The organism is Paenarthrobacter sp. CM16 (assembly GCF_013179505.1).
Taxonomy (GTDB): Bacteria; Actinomycetota; Actinomycetes; order Actinomycetales; family Micrococcaceae; genus Arthrobacter.
In genome coordinates this window covers 1-14,914 of the sequence record NZ_JABMCX010000109.1, presented here as the reverse complement: position 1 = coordinate 14,914, position 14,914 = coordinate 1, and the positions used below count along the sequence as shown (strand labels likewise).

At 63.4% G+C, this 14,914-nt stretch carries 16 protein-coding genes and 1 tRNA gene; 7 read left to right on the top strand and 10 right to left on the bottom strand.

Features of this window, described 5'->3' with window-relative positions:
• The 3 genes from HP499_RS11485 to HP499_RS11475 all read right to left on the bottom strand — a co-directional run.
• Positions 1–923 (bottom strand): ATPase domain-containing protein (locus HP499_RS11485; protein WP_172324193.1); only part of this gene is annotated, 923 nt, incomplete at its 3' end.
• Between the two features lie 32 nt (positions 924–955).
• Positions 956–1,654: a phosphatase PAP2 family protein gene (locus tag HP499_RS11480; protein WP_172324192.1), complete on the bottom strand. Its 699-nt coding sequence runs from the start codon at positions 1,652–1,654 to the stop codon at positions 956–958.
• Between the two features lie 82 nt (positions 1,655–1,736).
• A complete protein-coding gene (locus HP499_RS11475) occupies positions 1,737–2,864 on the bottom strand; it encodes an aromatic acid exporter family protein (protein WP_172324191.1) in 1,128 nt (375 codons plus the stop codon).
• Positions 2,865–3,112: 248 nt separating this feature from the next.
• On the opposite strand from HP499_RS11475, the gene pstS reads away from it, so the two are divergent.
• The 4 genes from pstS to pstB all read left to right on the top strand — a co-directional run bounded on the left by pstS (position 3,113) and on the right by pstB (position 7,270).
• Positions 3,113–4,234 carry a phosphate ABC transporter substrate-binding protein PstS gene (gene pstS, locus HP499_RS11470; protein WP_172324190.1) on the top strand — a complete coding sequence of 374 codons (1,122 nt, stop codon included), beginning with the start codon at positions 3,113–3,115 and terminating at the stop codon, positions 4,232–4,234.
• Positions 4,235–4,380: 146 nt separating this feature from the next.
• Positions 4,381–5,313 carry a phosphate ABC transporter permease subunit PstC gene (gene pstC / locus HP499_RS11465; protein WP_017197022.1) on the top strand — a complete coding sequence of 311 codons (933 nt, stop codon included), beginning with the start codon at positions 4,381–4,383 and terminating at the stop codon, positions 5,311–5,313.
• The gene (gene pstA / locus HP499_RS11460) at positions 5,314–6,417 is read left to right on the top strand and encodes a phosphate ABC transporter permease PstA (protein WP_172324189.1); all 1,104 of its coding nucleotides are present in this window, start codon (positions 5,314–5,316) and stop codon (positions 6,415–6,417) included. It abuts the gene before it with no gap.
• Between the two features lie 73 nt (positions 6,418–6,490).
• A complete protein-coding gene (gene pstB, locus HP499_RS11455; protein ID WP_011772968.1) occupies positions 6,491–7,270 on the top strand; it encodes a phosphate ABC transporter ATP-binding protein PstB in 780 nt (259 codons plus the stop codon).
• A gap of 171 nt (positions 7,271–7,441) precedes the next feature.
• Here the strand turns inward: pstB and HP499_RS11450 are convergent, their stop codons facing one another.
• Positions 7,442–8,458, bottom strand: coding sequence for an inorganic phosphate transporter (locus HP499_RS11450; protein WP_172324188.1), 1,017 nt, complete (start codon positions 8,456–8,458; stop codon positions 7,442–7,444).
• A gap of 1 nt (position 8,459) precedes the next feature.
• A complete protein-coding gene (locus HP499_RS11445) occupies positions 8,460–9,077 on the bottom strand; it encodes a DUF47 domain-containing protein (RefSeq protein ID WP_026541678.1) in 618 nt (205 codons plus the stop codon).
• A gap of 196 nt (positions 9,078–9,273) precedes the next feature.
• Here HP499_RS11445 and HP499_RS11440 point away from each other — a divergent pair, with 196 nt between their 5' ends.
• Complete coding sequence (locus HP499_RS11440; RefSeq protein ID WP_172324187.1) at positions 9,274–10,014, top strand: hypothetical protein; 741 nt, start codon at positions 9,274–9,276, stop codon at positions 10,012–10,014.
• 234 nt (positions 10,015–10,248) lie between these two features.
• On the opposite strand, the gene HP499_RS11435 is transcribed toward HP499_RS11440, so the two are convergent.
• Entirely contained in the window at positions 10,249–10,908 is a 660-nt protein-coding gene (locus HP499_RS11435) for a hypothetical protein (protein WP_172324195.1), read from the bottom strand.
• Positions 10,909–11,034: 126 nt separating this feature from the next.
• Between HP499_RS11435 and HP499_RS11430 the strand changes: the two genes are divergently transcribed.
• Positions 11,035–11,107: transfer RNA gene (locus HP499_RS11430), tRNA-Lys, on the top strand.
• A 72-nt stretch (positions 11,108–11,179) separates the two neighbouring features.
• On the opposite strand, the gene HP499_RS11425 is transcribed toward HP499_RS11430, so the two are convergent.
• Positions 11,180–11,449 (bottom strand): hypothetical protein, encoded by a 270-nt coding sequence (locus tag HP499_RS11425; RefSeq protein ID WP_172324186.1) that lies wholly within the window; start codon positions 11,447–11,449, stop codon positions 11,180–11,182.
• Between the two features lie 201 nt (positions 11,450–11,650).
• Positions 11,651–12,256: a class I SAM-dependent methyltransferase gene (locus HP499_RS11420; protein WP_172324185.1), complete on the bottom strand. Its 606-nt coding sequence runs from the start codon at positions 12,254–12,256 to the stop codon at positions 11,651–11,653.
• A gap of 165 nt (positions 12,257–12,421) precedes the next feature.
• Here HP499_RS11420 and HP499_RS11415 point away from each other — a divergent pair, with 165 nt between their 5' ends.
• A complete protein-coding gene (locus tag HP499_RS11415) occupies positions 12,422–13,984 on the top strand; it encodes an alpha-N-arabinofuranosidase (protein WP_253951534.1) in 1,563 nt (520 codons plus the stop codon).
• A gap of 13 nt (positions 13,985–13,997) precedes the next feature.
• Here the strand turns inward: HP499_RS11415 and HP499_RS11410 are convergent, their stop codons facing one another.
• Together HP499_RS11410 and HP499_RS11405 are read right to left on the bottom strand one after the other, a co-directional pair.
• On the bottom strand, positions 13,998–14,372 hold the full coding sequence (locus tag HP499_RS11410; protein WP_026547992.1) for a hypothetical protein: 375 nt from the start codon (positions 14,370–14,372) through the stop codon (positions 13,998–14,000).
• 117 nt (positions 14,373–14,489) lie between these two features.
• The gene (locus HP499_RS11405) at positions 14,490–14,807 is read right to left on the bottom strand and encodes a hypothetical protein (RefSeq protein WP_172324184.1); all 318 of its coding nucleotides are present in this window, start codon (positions 14,805–14,807) and stop codon (positions 14,490–14,492) included.
• Between the last annotated feature and the right edge of the window lie 107 nt (positions 14,808–14,914).

Genomic DNA, 14,914 nt, shown 5'->3' with positions numbered 1-14,914 from the left:
AGGAGCGGCCGACGGCCCTCCATGGTCACCGTGATGCAGGTACCCGAAACGGGCTCCCGGGTCCGTGAGACGAACAAGCCGCTCGGATCAGCCAGTCCCTCAATGCCGGTCTCGTTAAGGTCAAAGCATCCGACGTCGTCCGTGGCACCATAACGGTTCTTCACGGCCCGGAGCAGCCGCAGGCGCGAGTGGCGTTCGCCTTCGAACTGGCACACCACGTCCACAAGGTGCTCCAGCAAACGGGGTCCGGCGATGGTGCCTTCCTTGGTCACATGCCCCACCAGCAGCGTGGTCATATTGCGCCGCTTGGCAGCGGAGATGATGGACGCTGCAACCTCGCGCACCTGCGACACGCCACCGGCGCTGCCCTCCACGTCCGCGCTGCTCAGGGTCTGCACCGAGTCCACAATCAGCAGCTTCGGCTCAAGCTTCTCCACTTGGCCCAGCGCCTGGCCGAGGTCGGTTTCAGCGGACAGATAAAGAGTATGGGCGACGGCGTCGATCCGCTCCGCACGGAGCTTCACCTGGGCCGCTGATTCCTCGCCCGTGATGTACAGGACGTCCTGGCCGGTGCGCGCGAACTTTGCCGCTACGTCCAGCAGCAGCGTGGATTTTCCGACGCCGGGCTCCCCGGCAAGCAGGATGACGGCACCTGGAACGAGCCCTCCTCCGAGGACACGGTCCAGCTCGTCCACGCCAGTGGGCAGAAAGGCGGCAGTGGTCCCATCCACCTCAGCGATGCGGCGGGCCGGCTCCAAAACTGTAGCGGCCGCCGTCGTGCGCGCTACCGTGGCGCCGTACTCCTCAACGGTTCCCCACGCCTGGCATTCGCCGCAGCGGCCCACCCATTTAATGGCTGTCCAGCCACATTCGGCACACTTGTAAGCGGGTGTTTTGGATGCGCGGGACGTCTTGGAAGCCATGGGTTCAAGAGTAGTGGCGGGGACTGACAGTATTAGCCGCGACGTCCACCGTGCCGGGCTGCGTCGACGAACACCGCAATACCCGTCACCCCGAGCGCAAGCCCCAGGGAAGCGACCACATCTGTAAGCCAGTGGTACCCAAGGTAGATCCGGCTGCAGGCAACCACCAGCGTCAACAGAGCGGCACCCGTGAAGGCGAGAACCGCCGTCGCGCGCGAGCCCGAACGCGAGACGATCAGGTACGTGAGGATAAAGGCGAAGACCCCGGCCCCCAGCGTGTGGCCTGAGGGGAAGGACAAGGCGTCATCAGGGCCAAGGAGGACATCGGACGACGGCGGACCGGAGCGCCCCACGTCCTGCCTCACCACCGCCAACAGGATCACGGCAAACGCCATGGCACCCACAAGGACGGCCGGCCGCCAGAGTTCCCTCTTCCGGACCGCCCAGGCCACCGCCACCGCCACACCAATGGTCGTCAGCCACAAGGGTGAGGTCACAGTGGACACCGCCGCGAGGATGGCAGTGGGAAGGGGGCTGCGCGAATCAACCATGAAACTGTGGACCGCGCCGTCCAGCGTCGCAAGACCGGTCTCGGACAACACGGCGGCAAACATGAGCCAGAAGACGGCGTCCCCGGCCACCAGCAAAATGCCTGCCCACAGGAACAGGGGCCGCTGCCGAAGCTTGAGCATCGGCGCAGCCCGGAAGCGTGCGGGAAAGGCAGGAGTCATCGCTTCATTCTGCCAAACGGGCCGCGGTTTCCCTTAAGTCCGGGTTTCCCCTGCAAGCGTCGCGTGGCCAGGCGCAGGAATCTTACAGCGCCGGAAGCACCGCGCGGGCCTCATCCGGTTCCATGCCGCTGGCTTCCAGCAAGTCCACCATGAGGGGCCGGAACAGCATCACCACGGTTTCGCCCTCAAGCCTCTGAACATCCAGCATCTTGGGATGAAGGCGGGCGGCGATGTCCGAGAGGTCGTTTCGGGCCCGCCGCAGATGAACCCGCCGGGTCCCTTCGCTTTGCTCGGACAAACCGATGGTCATCTCATCGACCGCGGCGGCGGTCTCCTGCAGCACCTCGGATATGCTCTCGATCGCTTCGTCGGACAGCGCGGCATGGTTGATGGCGCTGGTCAGCCGGCGCGCAAACACCCGGCTATTACGCAGCGCGAGGTCGATGTACTCCAAGGAGTGCTCCAGCCCGGCCAGTTCATCGCGGTGCCTGCGGTGCGCCGGAGCCAACGTTGCCACCTCACCTGAAGCCCGCAGCGTCTGCCGCATCCGATCCACCAAAGGCTGGCAGTTACGGCCGCGTATCAGGGCGTGCCAGGCGATGGTGGAATCGCTCTCGGTCAGGGCCTTGCCGCATTCCCGCAGCACTTCGGCGAGTTCGTGCAGGATCTTCTGGACGTCTTTCCGGGGTTCCCGCCGCGGATCTTTCGGCACCAGGATGGTCACCAGGAGAGCAAAAACGCCACCGATCACTGCGTCAAGGCTCCGCGTGAAAGGCCCGCCGGCCGGCGCCGGCAACAGCACCACCAGCAAGGACTGCAGGCCCAGTTGGGTGGTGAAAATGGTTCCACTGTCCAGGAACCTGGCCAGGAGGATGGAGAAAAGCAGCACGATGGCGGCCTGCCAGATCCCGGCGCCCAGCCAGTGCAGCAGCAGGTCACCAACCACGATGCCCAGGGTGCAGCCAAGGCCCACCTCGATCACCCGGCGCAACCGCGGATCGCGCGAGAAGCCCAAGGCAATCAGGGAAGAGGTAGCAGCGAACAGCGGTCCTTGGTGGCCCAGCACGTATTCCGCGAAAGCGTACGCACCCACGGCGCACACGGTCATCTGGATGGCCGGAGTCAGGGAATTCCGGCTGCGAACCAACCCCGTCCGGACCCTGGCGCGCAGGAACCTCTTGCTTGCGGAAAATCCCTTAGCGGCGGCCATGCCTTTCAGTCTATTTGCCCGCCCCGGGTTCCGCCGAAGACACCAAACCACAACCCGCGCGGCCCTCAAGGTGGCGCGCGCCACATAACCCAATGGTCCGCCGTCGTTCACCTTCCGTTCACCTTTCACCGCAGATCCCGTTACCTGCACTCCTTACCTTCAGTAAAGGAACAAAAGGTCCTCAGCTCGCGCACGCCGAAATCTCCGTTCGGCCCGCATCGAAGAATCCCTGGAAGGGGCACATCCAAGTGAAGGCAACTCACTTCGGCCGCAACGCGGCACTCGCGGTCATCGCAGCCGGCGCTCTCGCGCTCACTGCCTGCGGTTCAGACAACGCAACGGGCACCACTGGCGGCACCCAGACTTCAGCATCCGGCACCAAAGTGACCGGCACCCTGACCGGCATTGGCGCATCCTCCACGGGCGCAGCCATGGACGCCTGGAAGGCCGGCTTCTCCGCCGCCAACTCCGGAGCAACTGTTCAGTACTCCCCGGATGGTTCCGGCGCGGGCCGCAAGGCCATCATCGACGGCTCGGCACAGTTCGCCGGATCGGACGCCTACCTGAAGGACGAGGAGCTTGAGAGCTCCAAGGCCAAGTGCGGCCCCGAGGGCGCCATCAACATCCCGGTATACATCTCCCCGATCGCCGTCGCCTTCAACATCCCGGACGTCAAGGAACTGAAGCTCGACGCCGCAACGGTCGCCAAGATCTTCCGCGGCGAAATCGCCAACTGGAACGATCCCGCCATCGCCGCCCTCAACGAAGGCGTCACCCTGCCGGACCTCAAGGTCACCCCCGTAAACCGCTCTGACGACTCCGGCACCACCACCAACTTCACCGACTACCTCGCAGCTGCTGCTCCCGAGGTCTGGACAGACAAGGCTGCCGGCGTATGGCCCGCAAGCCTGGCCGGCGAAAACGCCAAGGGCACCTCCGGCGTCGTCAAGACCGTCACCGACACCCCGGGCGCCGTGACCTACGCTGACGACTCCGCTGTCTCCGGCAAGCTGGGCACCGCCTCCATCAAGGTGGGCGACGAGTTCGTGAAGATCTCCGCCGAAGCTGCTGCCAAGGCTGTTGAAGCCGGCAAGCCCGTTGACGGCCGCGCCGCCAACGATGTCGCCATCAAGCTGGACCGCAAGACCACCGCTGCAGGCGCTTACCCGGTAGTCCTCGTCTCGTACCACGTTGTCTGCTCCACGTACGAGACCAAGGAAGTTGCTGACCTGGTCAAGGCCTTCGAAAGCTACGTCGTTTCCGACGAAGGCCAGAAGACCGCAGCTGACGCCGCAAAGTCCGCACCGCTGTCCAAGACGCTGCAGGACAAGGCCACGGCCGCAATCGAAACCATCAAGGCCAAGTCCTAAGGTTTCCCGGCGGGTTTGCTGAACCCGGCTGAACACTGAAGTTCCCTGTCCCGCGCGGAGTGGCCGCAGCCGCTGGCTGGTCCACTCCGCGGGGCAGGGAACTTAGCCATGTAAGACCAGTTCACTCCAGACTGAAGGAACGTGAAGTGACCACCAACTCCCTGACAACCTCCCAAGGCGCAGGACGCGCCGGGGACAAGGTTTTCTCCGGGGCCGCCATGGCCGCAGGGTGCCTGATTCTCGCGGTCCTCTTCGGAGTCGCGTTGTTCCTTGTGGTGCAGGCAATCCCCGCGCTCACCGCCCCTGCTGAAGACATCCAGGGCGGCAACGGTTTCTTCGCCTACATCGCCCCGATCGTGGTGGGCACGCTCATTGCCGCGGTCATCGCACTCGTCATCGCCACCCCCGTGGCCATCGGCGTGGCACTGTTCATCTCGCACTACGCTCCGCGCCGGCTCGCCTCGGGCCTGGGCTACGTGGTGGACCTGCTCGCAGCTATCCCCTCCGTTGTCTACGGCGCCTGGGGTGCTGCCTTCCTGGCCAAGGAAATCTCACCGGCCTACGACTGGCTGGCCACCTACCTCGGCTGGATCCCTATCTTTGAAGGACCGGCATCCGCTACCGGCAAGACCATCCTCACTGCAGGCATCGTCCTTTCCGTCATGGTCCTGCCCATCATCACCTCCCTGTCCCGCGAAATCTTCCTGCAGACCCCCAAGCTGCACGAGGAAGCAGCGCTCGCACTGGGAGCCACCCGCTGGGAAATGATCAAGATGGCCGTGCTGCCCTTCGGCCGCCCGGGCATCATCAGCGCCATCATGCTGGGCCTCGGCCGGGCGCTCGGTGAAACCATGGCCGTTGCCCTGGTGCTCTCCTCCGGTGTCCTGACGGCCAGCCTCATCCAGTCCGGCAACCAGACCATCGCCGCGGAAATCGCCCTGAACTTCCCTGAAGCCAGCGGTATCAAGGTCAACACGTTGATCGCCGCCGGCCTGGTGCTGTTCGTCATCACCCTGGGCGTGAACATGATCGCCCGCTGGATCATCACCCGGCACAAAGAGTTCTCGGGAGCCAACTAAATGTCCACCACAGTAGTCCGCAAGCGCTCAGCGCTCACCAAGGGCCAGCTGCCCAAGTTCGCGCCCTACATTGTCCTGGCCGTCGCGCTCGTTGTGGGCGCGGCCATCCTGGCGCTCATCGGCTTCAACGCGTTCGGCTGGGGCATTGTCTCGGCCATCCTGTTCGCCGTAGGCCTGGTCTCCTGGAGCGGTGCCGTTGAAGGTGCCCGCAAAGCCAAGGACAAACTCGCCACCTGCTTGGTTGTGGGCTCGTTCCTTATTGCGCTCCTGCCTTTGGTCTCCGTCATCGTCACGGTGCTTGTCAACGGCATCCCCGGCCTCATCACCCCGGGCTTCCTGGGAACCTCCATGAACGGTGTCACCGGCGCCTTCGACAACAAGGCAGTAGAGGAAGGTGCCCCGGTCCTCGGAGGCATCTACCATGCGCTCCTGGGCACCCTCCAGATCACGCTCCTTGCCACGGTGATCTCCGTACCGGTGGGCCTCCTGACGTCCATCTACCTGGTGGAATACGGCAACGACCGTCCGCTGGCCCGCGCCATCACCTTCTTCGTGGATGTCATGACCGGCATCCCCTCGATTGTGGCCGGCCTCTTCGCGGCAGCGTTCTTCTTCGCCATTGTGGGCCCCGGCACCAAGACCGGTGCGGTAGCCGCCGTCGCGCTTTCCGTCCTGATGATCCCGGTGGTAGTCCGCTCCAGCGAGGAAATGCTCAAGATCGTCCCGAACGAGCTCCGCGAGGCGTCCTACGCGCTGGGCGTGCGTAAGTGGCGCACCATCACCAAAGTGGTTATCCCGACGGCGATCTCCGGCATCGCCTCGGGCGTCACCTTGGCGATCGCACGCGTGATTGGCGAAACCGCCCCGATCCTGGTGACCGCAGGCTTCGCCACCACCATCAACAACAACGTGTTCGGTGGGTGGATGGCCTCGCTGCCCACGTTCATTTACACGCAGATCCTCAACCCGACGTCGCCGTCCAATCCTGAGCCGTCGGACCAGCGTGCCTGGGGCGCCGCGCTGGTGCTGATCATCCTGGTGATGCTCCTGAACCTCGGAGCCCGCCTGATCGCCCGTCTGTTTGCTCCCAAGACGGGACGCTAGCCGGGCCGGCCGCGCGGTGATCCGCAGCGGCCCCTACAAAAACTTCCACACCCCCAAGGAACAAAGGAACACCATGTCCAAGCGCATCGACGTCAAAGACCTGAATGTCTACTACGGCAACTTCCTGGCCGTCGAAGACGTCAACATCAACATCCAGGCCAAGTCCGTCACGGCCTTCATCGGCCCCTCCGGCTGCGGCAAGTCCACCTTCCTCCGGACGCTGAACCGCATGCACGAGGTCCTTCCCGGCGCACGTGTGGAGGGCGAAGTCCTCCTGGACGGCGACAACCTCTACGGCCCCGGCGTGGACCCCGTAACCGTCCGCACCCAGGTGGGTATGGTCTTCCAGCGGCCCAACCCGTTCCCCACCATGTCCATCCGAGACAACGTGCTGGCCGGCGTGAAGCTGAACAACAAGAAGATCTCCAAGGGCGCAGCCGATGCGCTGGTGGAGAAGTCCCTGGTGGGCGCCAACCTCTGGAACGAGGTCAAGGACCGCCTGGACAAGCCCGGATCCGGCCTTTCCGGTGGCCAGCAGCAGCGCCTTTGCATCGCCCGTGCCATCGCCGTGGAGCCCCAGGTGATCCTGATGGACGAGCCGTGCTCCGCATTGGACCCCATCTCCACCCTGGCCGTTGAGGACCTCATCAACGAGCTCAAGGACCAGTACACCGTGGTGATCGTGACCCACAACATGCAGCAGGCTGCCCGTGTGTCGGACAAGACCGCGTTCTTCAACATCGCAGGCACCGGTAAGCCCGGCAAGCTGATCGAGTTCGCTGACACCACCAGCATCTTCAACAACCCTGGCCAGAAGGCAACGGAAGACTACGTCTCCGGCCGCTTCGGATAAGGGGTCTTGCAGGTTCCGGCTTCTTTGGGGGGAGCCGGCATACAACGACGGCGGCCGTTGCCTTGGGGGTGCGGCCGCCGTCGTTTTTTGTACCCAAGTAGGTAACAGCAAACGTCGCAATGGGCGCTCATTGCGACGTTTGCTGTTACTCAGTTGGGCGAGGCCCGGGGGTTACAGGTCCGCGAGGGGCGAGAACGCCAGCTCAAGGATGAAGGCTGCTGCGGCCGTGACCAGGGGCGTAGCCACCCAGAACAACAGGATCCGCCGGACCAGGCGCCTGTTGACGGCGTGGAACCTTTGATTGACGCCTGCACCCAGCACCGACGCGGTGAGCGTATGGGTGGTGGAGAGTGGCAGGTGAAAACCGATGGCACCAATGAACAGCATCACGGACGTCAACGTTTGCGCCACGAAACCGCGCAGCGGATCCACCCGAATGAGTTTGTGGCCCAGGGTGTGGGAGATCCGCCAGCCGCCAAACATGGTGCCTGCGGTGAGCATGAGAGCTGTGAGCAGCAGGATCCAGAGCGGCACGTCGCTGCCGCCGGACAACCCGGCAGCAACCATGGCCAACACCATGACAGCGGCTGTGCGCTGACCATCCTGGAGCCCATGGCCGAAAGCCACTGCGGCCGCCGAAATGGCCTGCGCTCGGCGGAAACGCCGGTTAATGACGTTCGGTTGGGAGTAACGCGCGGCCCACGTCACAGGCCACACCAACAGGTAGGCCGCCACGAATGCGATGACCGGGGAAAGGACCAGCGGCAGTGCCACCTGCGTGAGCAGGACATTGTCCATACCGCCTACCGCGTTGCCGCCCACCAGGACACTCGCTGCACCGGCACCAATCAGGCCGCCCACCAGCGAGTTGGTGGAGGACAGGGGAATGCCGCGCCACCAAGCGTAGACACCCCACAGGATGGCAGCCGTGAGTGCCGAGGCGAGGATGGTCAGGCCGCTGGTACCGCTGGGCAGTGTGATCCAGGACTGCGTGAAGGCCAGGATAAAGGTGCCGCTGAGCATGGCGCCCACAAAGTTGAAGATCGCAGCCAGGAGTACAGCGACTGAAGGGGTCAGGGCGCGGGTCCGTGTGGAAAGCGCGACGGCGTTGGAGACATCGCGGAAACCGTTCAGGAACGCGAAACCGGAAGCCAAGCCAACTACCAGGACCAGGATGGCGATGGTCACTTCATGATTCCTTGACGATGATGCTGCCTACCTGGGTGGCGACCTTCCGCATGTCCTTGGTAACTTCCACCAGCTGGTTGGCGATGTCCCGGTGCCGCGCGTATTGCGTGGATTTCATGTCCTTGAGCATCTCCGCCACCCAGATGCGGTGCGTCCGTTCCGCCCGTTTGGCCAGTCGAAGGATTTCGATCCAGTAGTCCTCGAGCTCGTCCAGGTCCTCGAGCTTTCGCATCGCGTCCACGGTGAGCTCGGCCTGCCGGCTGATGATCTCCAGTTGGTCGGCTGCGCGCTTGGGGAGTCGGTCCAGCTTGTAGATGGCCACCAGGTCTCCGGCGGCATCCAGCTTCTCCATGGCCTCGGTGAGGTGGCGGGACAGTGTGTACATATCCTCGCGGGGGAGCGGGTTCACAAAGCTGGTGCGCATGTGGGTCAGCAGGGCGAAGTGCAGGTCCAAGGACTTGGACTCGTGCTCATGCAGTTCTTCGGCCAGGCGCTCGTGCTCGCTGGCGGGGGCTCCGAGTATTTCGGAGAGCGTCCCGGTGCCGGCCACGATCACGCCGGCCATCTGCGCGAGGAGGACGAGCCCGGCAGGTTCCTGGGGGAAAAGGCGCAGCTTCATATCGCTTTCCGGGCTGGGGACGGACGGGCGTGGGCGGCTTTGACTTGACGCAGCCCATTTCGGTCCCAACTTTACCGGTCCTTGGAGTGCTCCAGTGAAGGGCAGGAGGCACGGAGGGCAGAAGTCCCCATCGCAGGGCAGCCCGCACTATGAAAGACTGGCAAAGCTCCGGATAAATCCACTCAATGGGGGAACTATGCGTCTCAATAGTGTTGTAAAAATCACCAGCATCGCAGCAGCTGGACTGCTCGCGCTCAGCGCCTGCGGCACCACCACGGCGGGCTCGACGACGGGTGGTACCGAACCGTCGTCGTCCGCGTCTTCTTCTTCTTCTTCGCCAGCCTCGCCGTCGACGTCATCCTCGCCTTCCGGTGCCTCTTCCGAGGGTGCCGGTACATCCTCCGGTGCGTACACGGCCGCGGCCTGGGCACTCCCCATCTCAGATGCCGGCGAGAAGCTCGGGAACCTCAAGGGCGAGAGCTTCAGTGTGGACATTTATCAGGTGGCCACGGATGTGGCGTCCAAGGACAGCATGTTCGTGGACAAGGAAACCAAGGAGAACCTGCTGAAGAAGGGTGATCCGGTGGTTTACCTGAATTACGTGGTCACCAACACTTCCTCGGCTGATATTCCCTTGAGCCACTCTTTGATTACTCCGTCGGCTAAGTACACGGACTGGAAGTACCTCGGCGGCATGCCCTCGGATTCCAGCAGCGATGGATACAAGAAGCATGGGCTGTCCAGCAGCGGCGTGAAGCTGAAGGAAGAGGCACCGTTCGTGCTGAAGCCGGGGGAATCGTTCAACATTGCCGAGAACTTTGCTTACACCGCGGGCAAGGAAACAGAGATCGCGGCAACCATGACCCCTGCTGCAGCTGACGGCAAGCTGGACCACGACAAGAAGGAAAAGGCAGAAACCACGGTCACGCTGAAGTAGTACCGTGCTGCTTTGCCCGGGTCTGGCTCTGTTCCGGCCCGGGCGTCCTGCTTTCGGGCATTAAAATGGTGCCGAACCGGATACGCCTCTCGGCGGTAGGCCGCTCGAAGCGGCTATAAGTTGAAGCCCGGGGGTTTCGCGGTTCGACACCAGTTTTAGTTTTCACCGTCCGGCGGTCTAAGTCAACATTGACAGTCCGGCGCCGGCGTGGGTACGTTTCGCCCTGTTTGCCGGCTAGTCCAGCTCGCCCAGACGCCATGCGTTGGCCGCGTGCTCAAGGTCCTCGGCTGTCTTCACCAGCTGGTGCGAGTTGCGGGTCAGCTTGCTCGCGTGGCTTTCGTTGCTGTGCTCCGCTCCGTCAGCCAAGGTGGCCTGCCCTAGTGCTACTACGCGGCAGAAAGCGGCGGAACGTTCCAGCGCGACGTCGAACTCGCCGTCGAACGCGCCCGACAAAATGGCGTCAGCCATGGTCTTCATCTCGTCTGCTCCGGGTGGCTCCGCGGCACCGGCCACCACATTGGAAACCTGTGCGGTATCGCGTCCGGCCCGGAAATAGACGGAGATTCGTTCGGGGTTCTGGATGGTGGCCGCGCGAAGGGCGTAGAGACGCCACAGTGCGCCCGGCAGGCTCCGTGCCGGGCTTTCAGCCCACATCTCGGCAATGGCTTCCAAGCCCTGTTCGTCGGCCAGTTTCACCAGGCGACGGGTGACCTTGGGGTCGTCGCTGTCGCGCCCCCGCCGCACCAAAGCCTGTGCAGCAAGGTGGGCCGCCTCGGAAACCCGCGCGGGATCCGCCCCGCCGGCGAACGGTTCGAAATCGATCGGGGCAAAAGGCTTGGGCTTGTGGTGCCTGTTTGCTCCGCCGTACGCGCGTGGTCCTGGCTGTTCGCTCATGAGTTCACCGTACTCCTGTGCTCTGGTGGGGTCGAGTAACGGTTGCAGGACTGCGCCCGTCACCTTCAGTTCCTCGTCTGCCATGACGTTGGGGTACAGTATTCATGGCTGTTTCTACAGCTGGAGGGGCCTTTAGCTCAGTTGGTAGAGCATCGGACTTTTAATCCGTGGGTCGTGGGTTCGATCCCCACAGGGCCCACCCTCCGAATCCCCCGGAACCACGCGGTTCCGGGGGATTTTCTATGTTCCCGGTACCGTCTGTGGGTTCTGCTTATGAGCTGAGGACCTCGAGGAAGCCTCTGAATATCCGGGTGGGCGAGCGGTACCAGGGAAGATGAGTGACCTTCAATGAGCCATCCTGGAACTCTGTCACGAGCACCCGATCCTTGGCCGCGAAGCGGAAGCGCTTGGAGAGTGCGCTCTTTGGGAGTTCAGCGGTATGACGGCCACCGGGGGTCGCTCGGAGCGGAGTGAGCTTGACCTTGAAGCTCTGGTCTCCCATGGTGACAATCCTGCCCCGCCAGCTTCTGCTGATCTCCATGCTTATCCGCCATCCTCCCAGCTCATGCCTTGGGAGTATCCTCAAGGCTCACTTCAGCTTCTGCGAGCTGTCTACGGATCCTACCGGCAGATGTGAAGCCCCGGTCCTCACGAGCCTTCGCACGGTGCCCGCACTCGTTCGAATTTCCCGCCGCACAAGGGCGTGGACGGCGAACAAGGGCGGGACCAGGGGGCCTGGGCGTCAGGGGTCAGTCCGGCGGGCGACGACGGCCGCGTGGGGGCGCATTCCAGGGTCGACGCGGGAGTGCGTACCGACAATGCTGAAACCGGCTTCCTGCAACAGTCCCGACATCTCCTCCGCAGACCAGAAGCAGGCGGACGTCACTGCATGCGGGAACGGCTCACCCGCCGGGCCGTCGAAGAAGCCGAGCAGGAGGCTCCCGCCGGGAGCGAGGCAGCGGGCAAACTCGTCCAAAACCCGGCTGATCCCAGCAGGGTGAGTGTGGATCAGGGAGTACCAGGCGAGGATTCCCGCCAATGAGTCATCCGGCGCAGGCAGGCGTTGAAGTGACCCGACAGAGAACTGAGCCTCCGGACAGAGTTGCTTGGCTGTCTCAATAAACTCCGGTACCAAGTCCACGCCTTGGACGTCCACCCCGGTGGAGTGCAGGAAGGCTGTCCACTGTCCGGGCCCGCAGCCGGCATCGATGACTTCCCCGGACAATCCCTGGGCCCACGACAGCACGAGCTTCCTGTCGGCCGGATGCGTACTGCTGATGGACCCTAACAACGAGGTGTACTCGGCGGAACGCGCAGAATAGGCGGCTCTCACTGCTCTCAAGGACATGCGTCCCAGCCTAGAGGCAGCCGGCACCCCAGCATGTTCGAATCACCGGCCGCAAAACGGCGTGCCCCGCGAACAACGGCGGGAAGGAAGCGTCCCGCCAAGAAATCCCTTGACTCCCGCACCAACACCACGTCAGCATGGTTTCTATAACGTTGTAAATCAGCAATGCAGACCAAGCACAAGCAGACAAGGACCCACCCTTTGGGAAACCAGGACAACCCCACGGCCAAAATCACCATCGACCCCACCTTCGTTGTGGGCCCCGTCAGGAGGAAGACATTCGGCGCCTTCGTGGAGCACCTCGGACGCTGCGTCTATACGGGCATTTTCGAGCCTGAGCACCCGAAAGCGGACGACGACGGCTTCCGCACCGACGTCCTCGACCTCACCAAGGAACTCGGCGTCTCCACGGTCAGGTACCCCGGCGGAAACTTCGTGTCCGGCTACCGCTGGGAAGACGGGGTGGGACCCAAGGAGGACCGCCCAACAAGGCTCGACCTCGCCTGGCACTCCAGTGATCCCAACCTGGTGGGCGTGGACGAATTCGCCAAGTGGTCGGAGAAGGCCGGGGTTGAACCCATGATGGCCGTGAACCTGGGCACCCGGGGGACCCAGGAAGCGCTGGACCTGCTGGAGTACTCCACCATCAAGGGTGGAACGGCCCTTTCCGAACAGCGCAAGGCCAATGGCGCCGTCGAGCCTCACAACATCACCATGTGGTGCCTCGGGAACGAGATGGACGGCTTCTGGCAGATCGGCCACAAGAAGGCGGACGAGTACGCGCGGGTTGCCGCCGAAACGGCACGGGCGATGCGCATGGTCAACCCGGACCTGGAATTGGTGGCTTGTGGAAGTTCCGGGCCCACCATGCCCACGTTCGGCGAATGGGAGCGCGTGGTCCTCAATGAGACGTACGAGCTGGTGGACCTGATCTCGGCGCATCAGTACTTTGAGGATTTCGGTGACCTGCAGGAGCACCTGTCAGCCGGGCACCGGATGGAGGCGTTCATCAAGGACTTGGTCTCCCACATCGACCACGTGAAGTCGGCCAAAAAGTCTGGGAAGCAGATCAATATTTCTTTCGATGAGTGGAACGTCTGGCACATGTCCCGCGACGAATCCAAGGCGCCCACCGGGGACGATTGGCCCGTGGCGCCGGTGCTGCTGGAGGACCGCTACACCGTTGCCGACGCCGTGGTGGTGGGGGACCTCCTCATCACGTTGCTACGCAATACGGACCGCGTCCACTCCGCGAGCCTCGCACAGTTGGTCAACGTGATTGCCCCCATCATGACCGAGCCGGGCGGCCGCGCCTGGAAGCAGACAACGTTCCACCCGTTCGCGCTCACCTCGCAAAATGCCTCCGGTACGGTGTTGAACCTCGCCGTCGAATCCCCGCTGCTGGAGACCGAAAAGACGGCCGGGTTCACTGCCTTGTCTGCCGTTGCCACCTACGACGCAGAAGCCAAGGAGGCCGTGGTGTTCGCCGTGAACCGCTCGGCAACGGACACGCTGACGTTGGATGCCGCCGTCGGGAGCCTCAACGCCGGCAAGGTCATCGAGGCCGTCACTTACACCAACAAGGATCCGTACTGGCAGGCCACTGCCGACGATTCGACGTCGGTCCTGCCCACTGAGAACGTCAGTGTAAAGCTCGACGGCGGTCGCCTCACCGCCGGTCTTCCGGCCGTGAGCTGGACCATGATCCGGTTGTCACTGGAGTCGTAGTCCTTCCGAAGCGCTACGCGATCTGCTGCGTGCCGTCGTGGAACATGGGGTACGCGGAGATCGGTGTGACTGTTGCGGACAGGGTTGGTTCCGGTGCCTGCGGTGCGGGCGCCGGGGCCGGCTGGTCGACGGTCACGATTTCCATGGACTCCATGTCCAGGAGGCGGCGGCTTCCGGTATCGTCCGTGAGCCAGAAAAGGTCCGTGCCGGCAACGGTTTTTACCACGCTGCCACGGTGGTAGAGGCGGCCGTTGTGCCAGGCCTCGATGTAATCACCCGGACTTAGTGGATGCGGTTCTTCTTTGCTTCCAGGCATGGTGCCAAATGCCTGCGCCAGGCTGGCTTGGGTCTTCAGTGCCTGGAAAAGATCCCTGTTTGCAATGCTCATGTCTGCTCCCCTCGGCTCGCCTTGCCGGCTGATTGCCGTCAGCTGTGTGCTGGTTGACTACAGCTTTGCCCATGTTTGTTGCAGGCTCGTTGCACGGGGATGAGCGGTGTGTGACGCCTACCGGGGGTCGTCGCCGTCGTCGGGCAATTCGCCTTCCGCGGGACGAGGCGTTTCGTCCAGGGGAAGCTCGTCGGCGTAGGGCGCGTGCGGCCCAGGTCCACTGTTGGAAAGCTCGTTGGCGGCCATGGCCAGGAGGTCGCGTTCCAATTCGGGGAGGGAAAGCATGCCCTGCAGGTACGCCTCAACCTCGTACTCACCCACAGATCCACCGATGCTGAAGTACTGCAGCCACAGAGTGCCTGTGGTGATGCCCGCGCCCGAGAGTGCCGCATGGAGTCTGCGGCGTTGCTCGGGTTCGTTGTTGTCGAAGCCCATGTCCTGCGGCCTTAGTTCCCGTTTGCCGGTATCCCGGCGACGAGTTCCGCACTGACTTCCTGCAGGCTTTGGTTCTTGTCACGGGACTGCAGTATCAGCTGCTGGAG

Coding starts and splice junctions, on each gene's coding strand:
- HP499_RS11435 (WP_172324195.1), bottom strand. CDS start 10,908: ATGAGCGAACAGCCAGGACCACGCGCGTACGGCGGAGCAAACAGGCAC.
- pstB (WP_011772968.1), top strand. CDS start 6,491: ATGTCCAAGCGCATCGACGTCAAAGACCTGAATGTCTACTACGGCAAC.
- HP499_RS11410 (WP_026547992.1), bottom strand. CDS start 14,372: ATGAGCATTGCAAACAGGGATCTTTTCCAGGCACTGAAGACCCAAGCC.
- HP499_RS11475 (WP_172324191.1), bottom strand. CDS start 2,864: ATGGCCGCCGCTAAGGGATTTTCCGCAAGCAAGAGGTTCCTGCGCGCC.
- HP499_RS11420 (WP_172324185.1), bottom strand. CDS start 12,256: ATGTCCTTGAGAGCAGTGAGAGCCGCCTATTCTGCGCGTTCCGCCGAG.
- pstA (WP_172324189.1), top strand. CDS start 5,314: ATGTCCACCACAGTAGTCCGCAAGCGCTCAGCGCTCACCAAGGGCCAG.
- HP499_RS11425 (WP_172324186.1), bottom strand. CDS start 11,449: ATGGAGATCAGCAGAAGCTGGCGGGGCAGGATTGTCACCATGGGAGAC.
- HP499_RS11415 (WP_253951534.1), top strand. CDS start 12,422: ATGCAGACCAAGCACAAGCAGACAAGGACCCACCCTTTGGGAAACCAG.
- HP499_RS11480 (WP_172324192.1), bottom strand. CDS start 1,654: ATGACTCCTGCCTTTCCCGCACGCTTCCGGGCTGCGCCGATGCTCAAG.
- HP499_RS11405 (WP_172324184.1), bottom strand. CDS start 14,807: ATGGGCTTCGACAACAACGAACCCGAGCAACGCCGCAGACTCCATGCG.
- HP499_RS11445 (WP_026541678.1), bottom strand. CDS start 9,077: ATGAAGCTGCGCCTTTTCCCCCAGGAACCTGCCGGGCTCGTCCTCCTC.
- HP499_RS11440 (WP_172324187.1), top strand. CDS start 9,274: ATGCGTCTCAATAGTGTTGTAAAAATCACCAGCATCGCAGCAGCTGGA.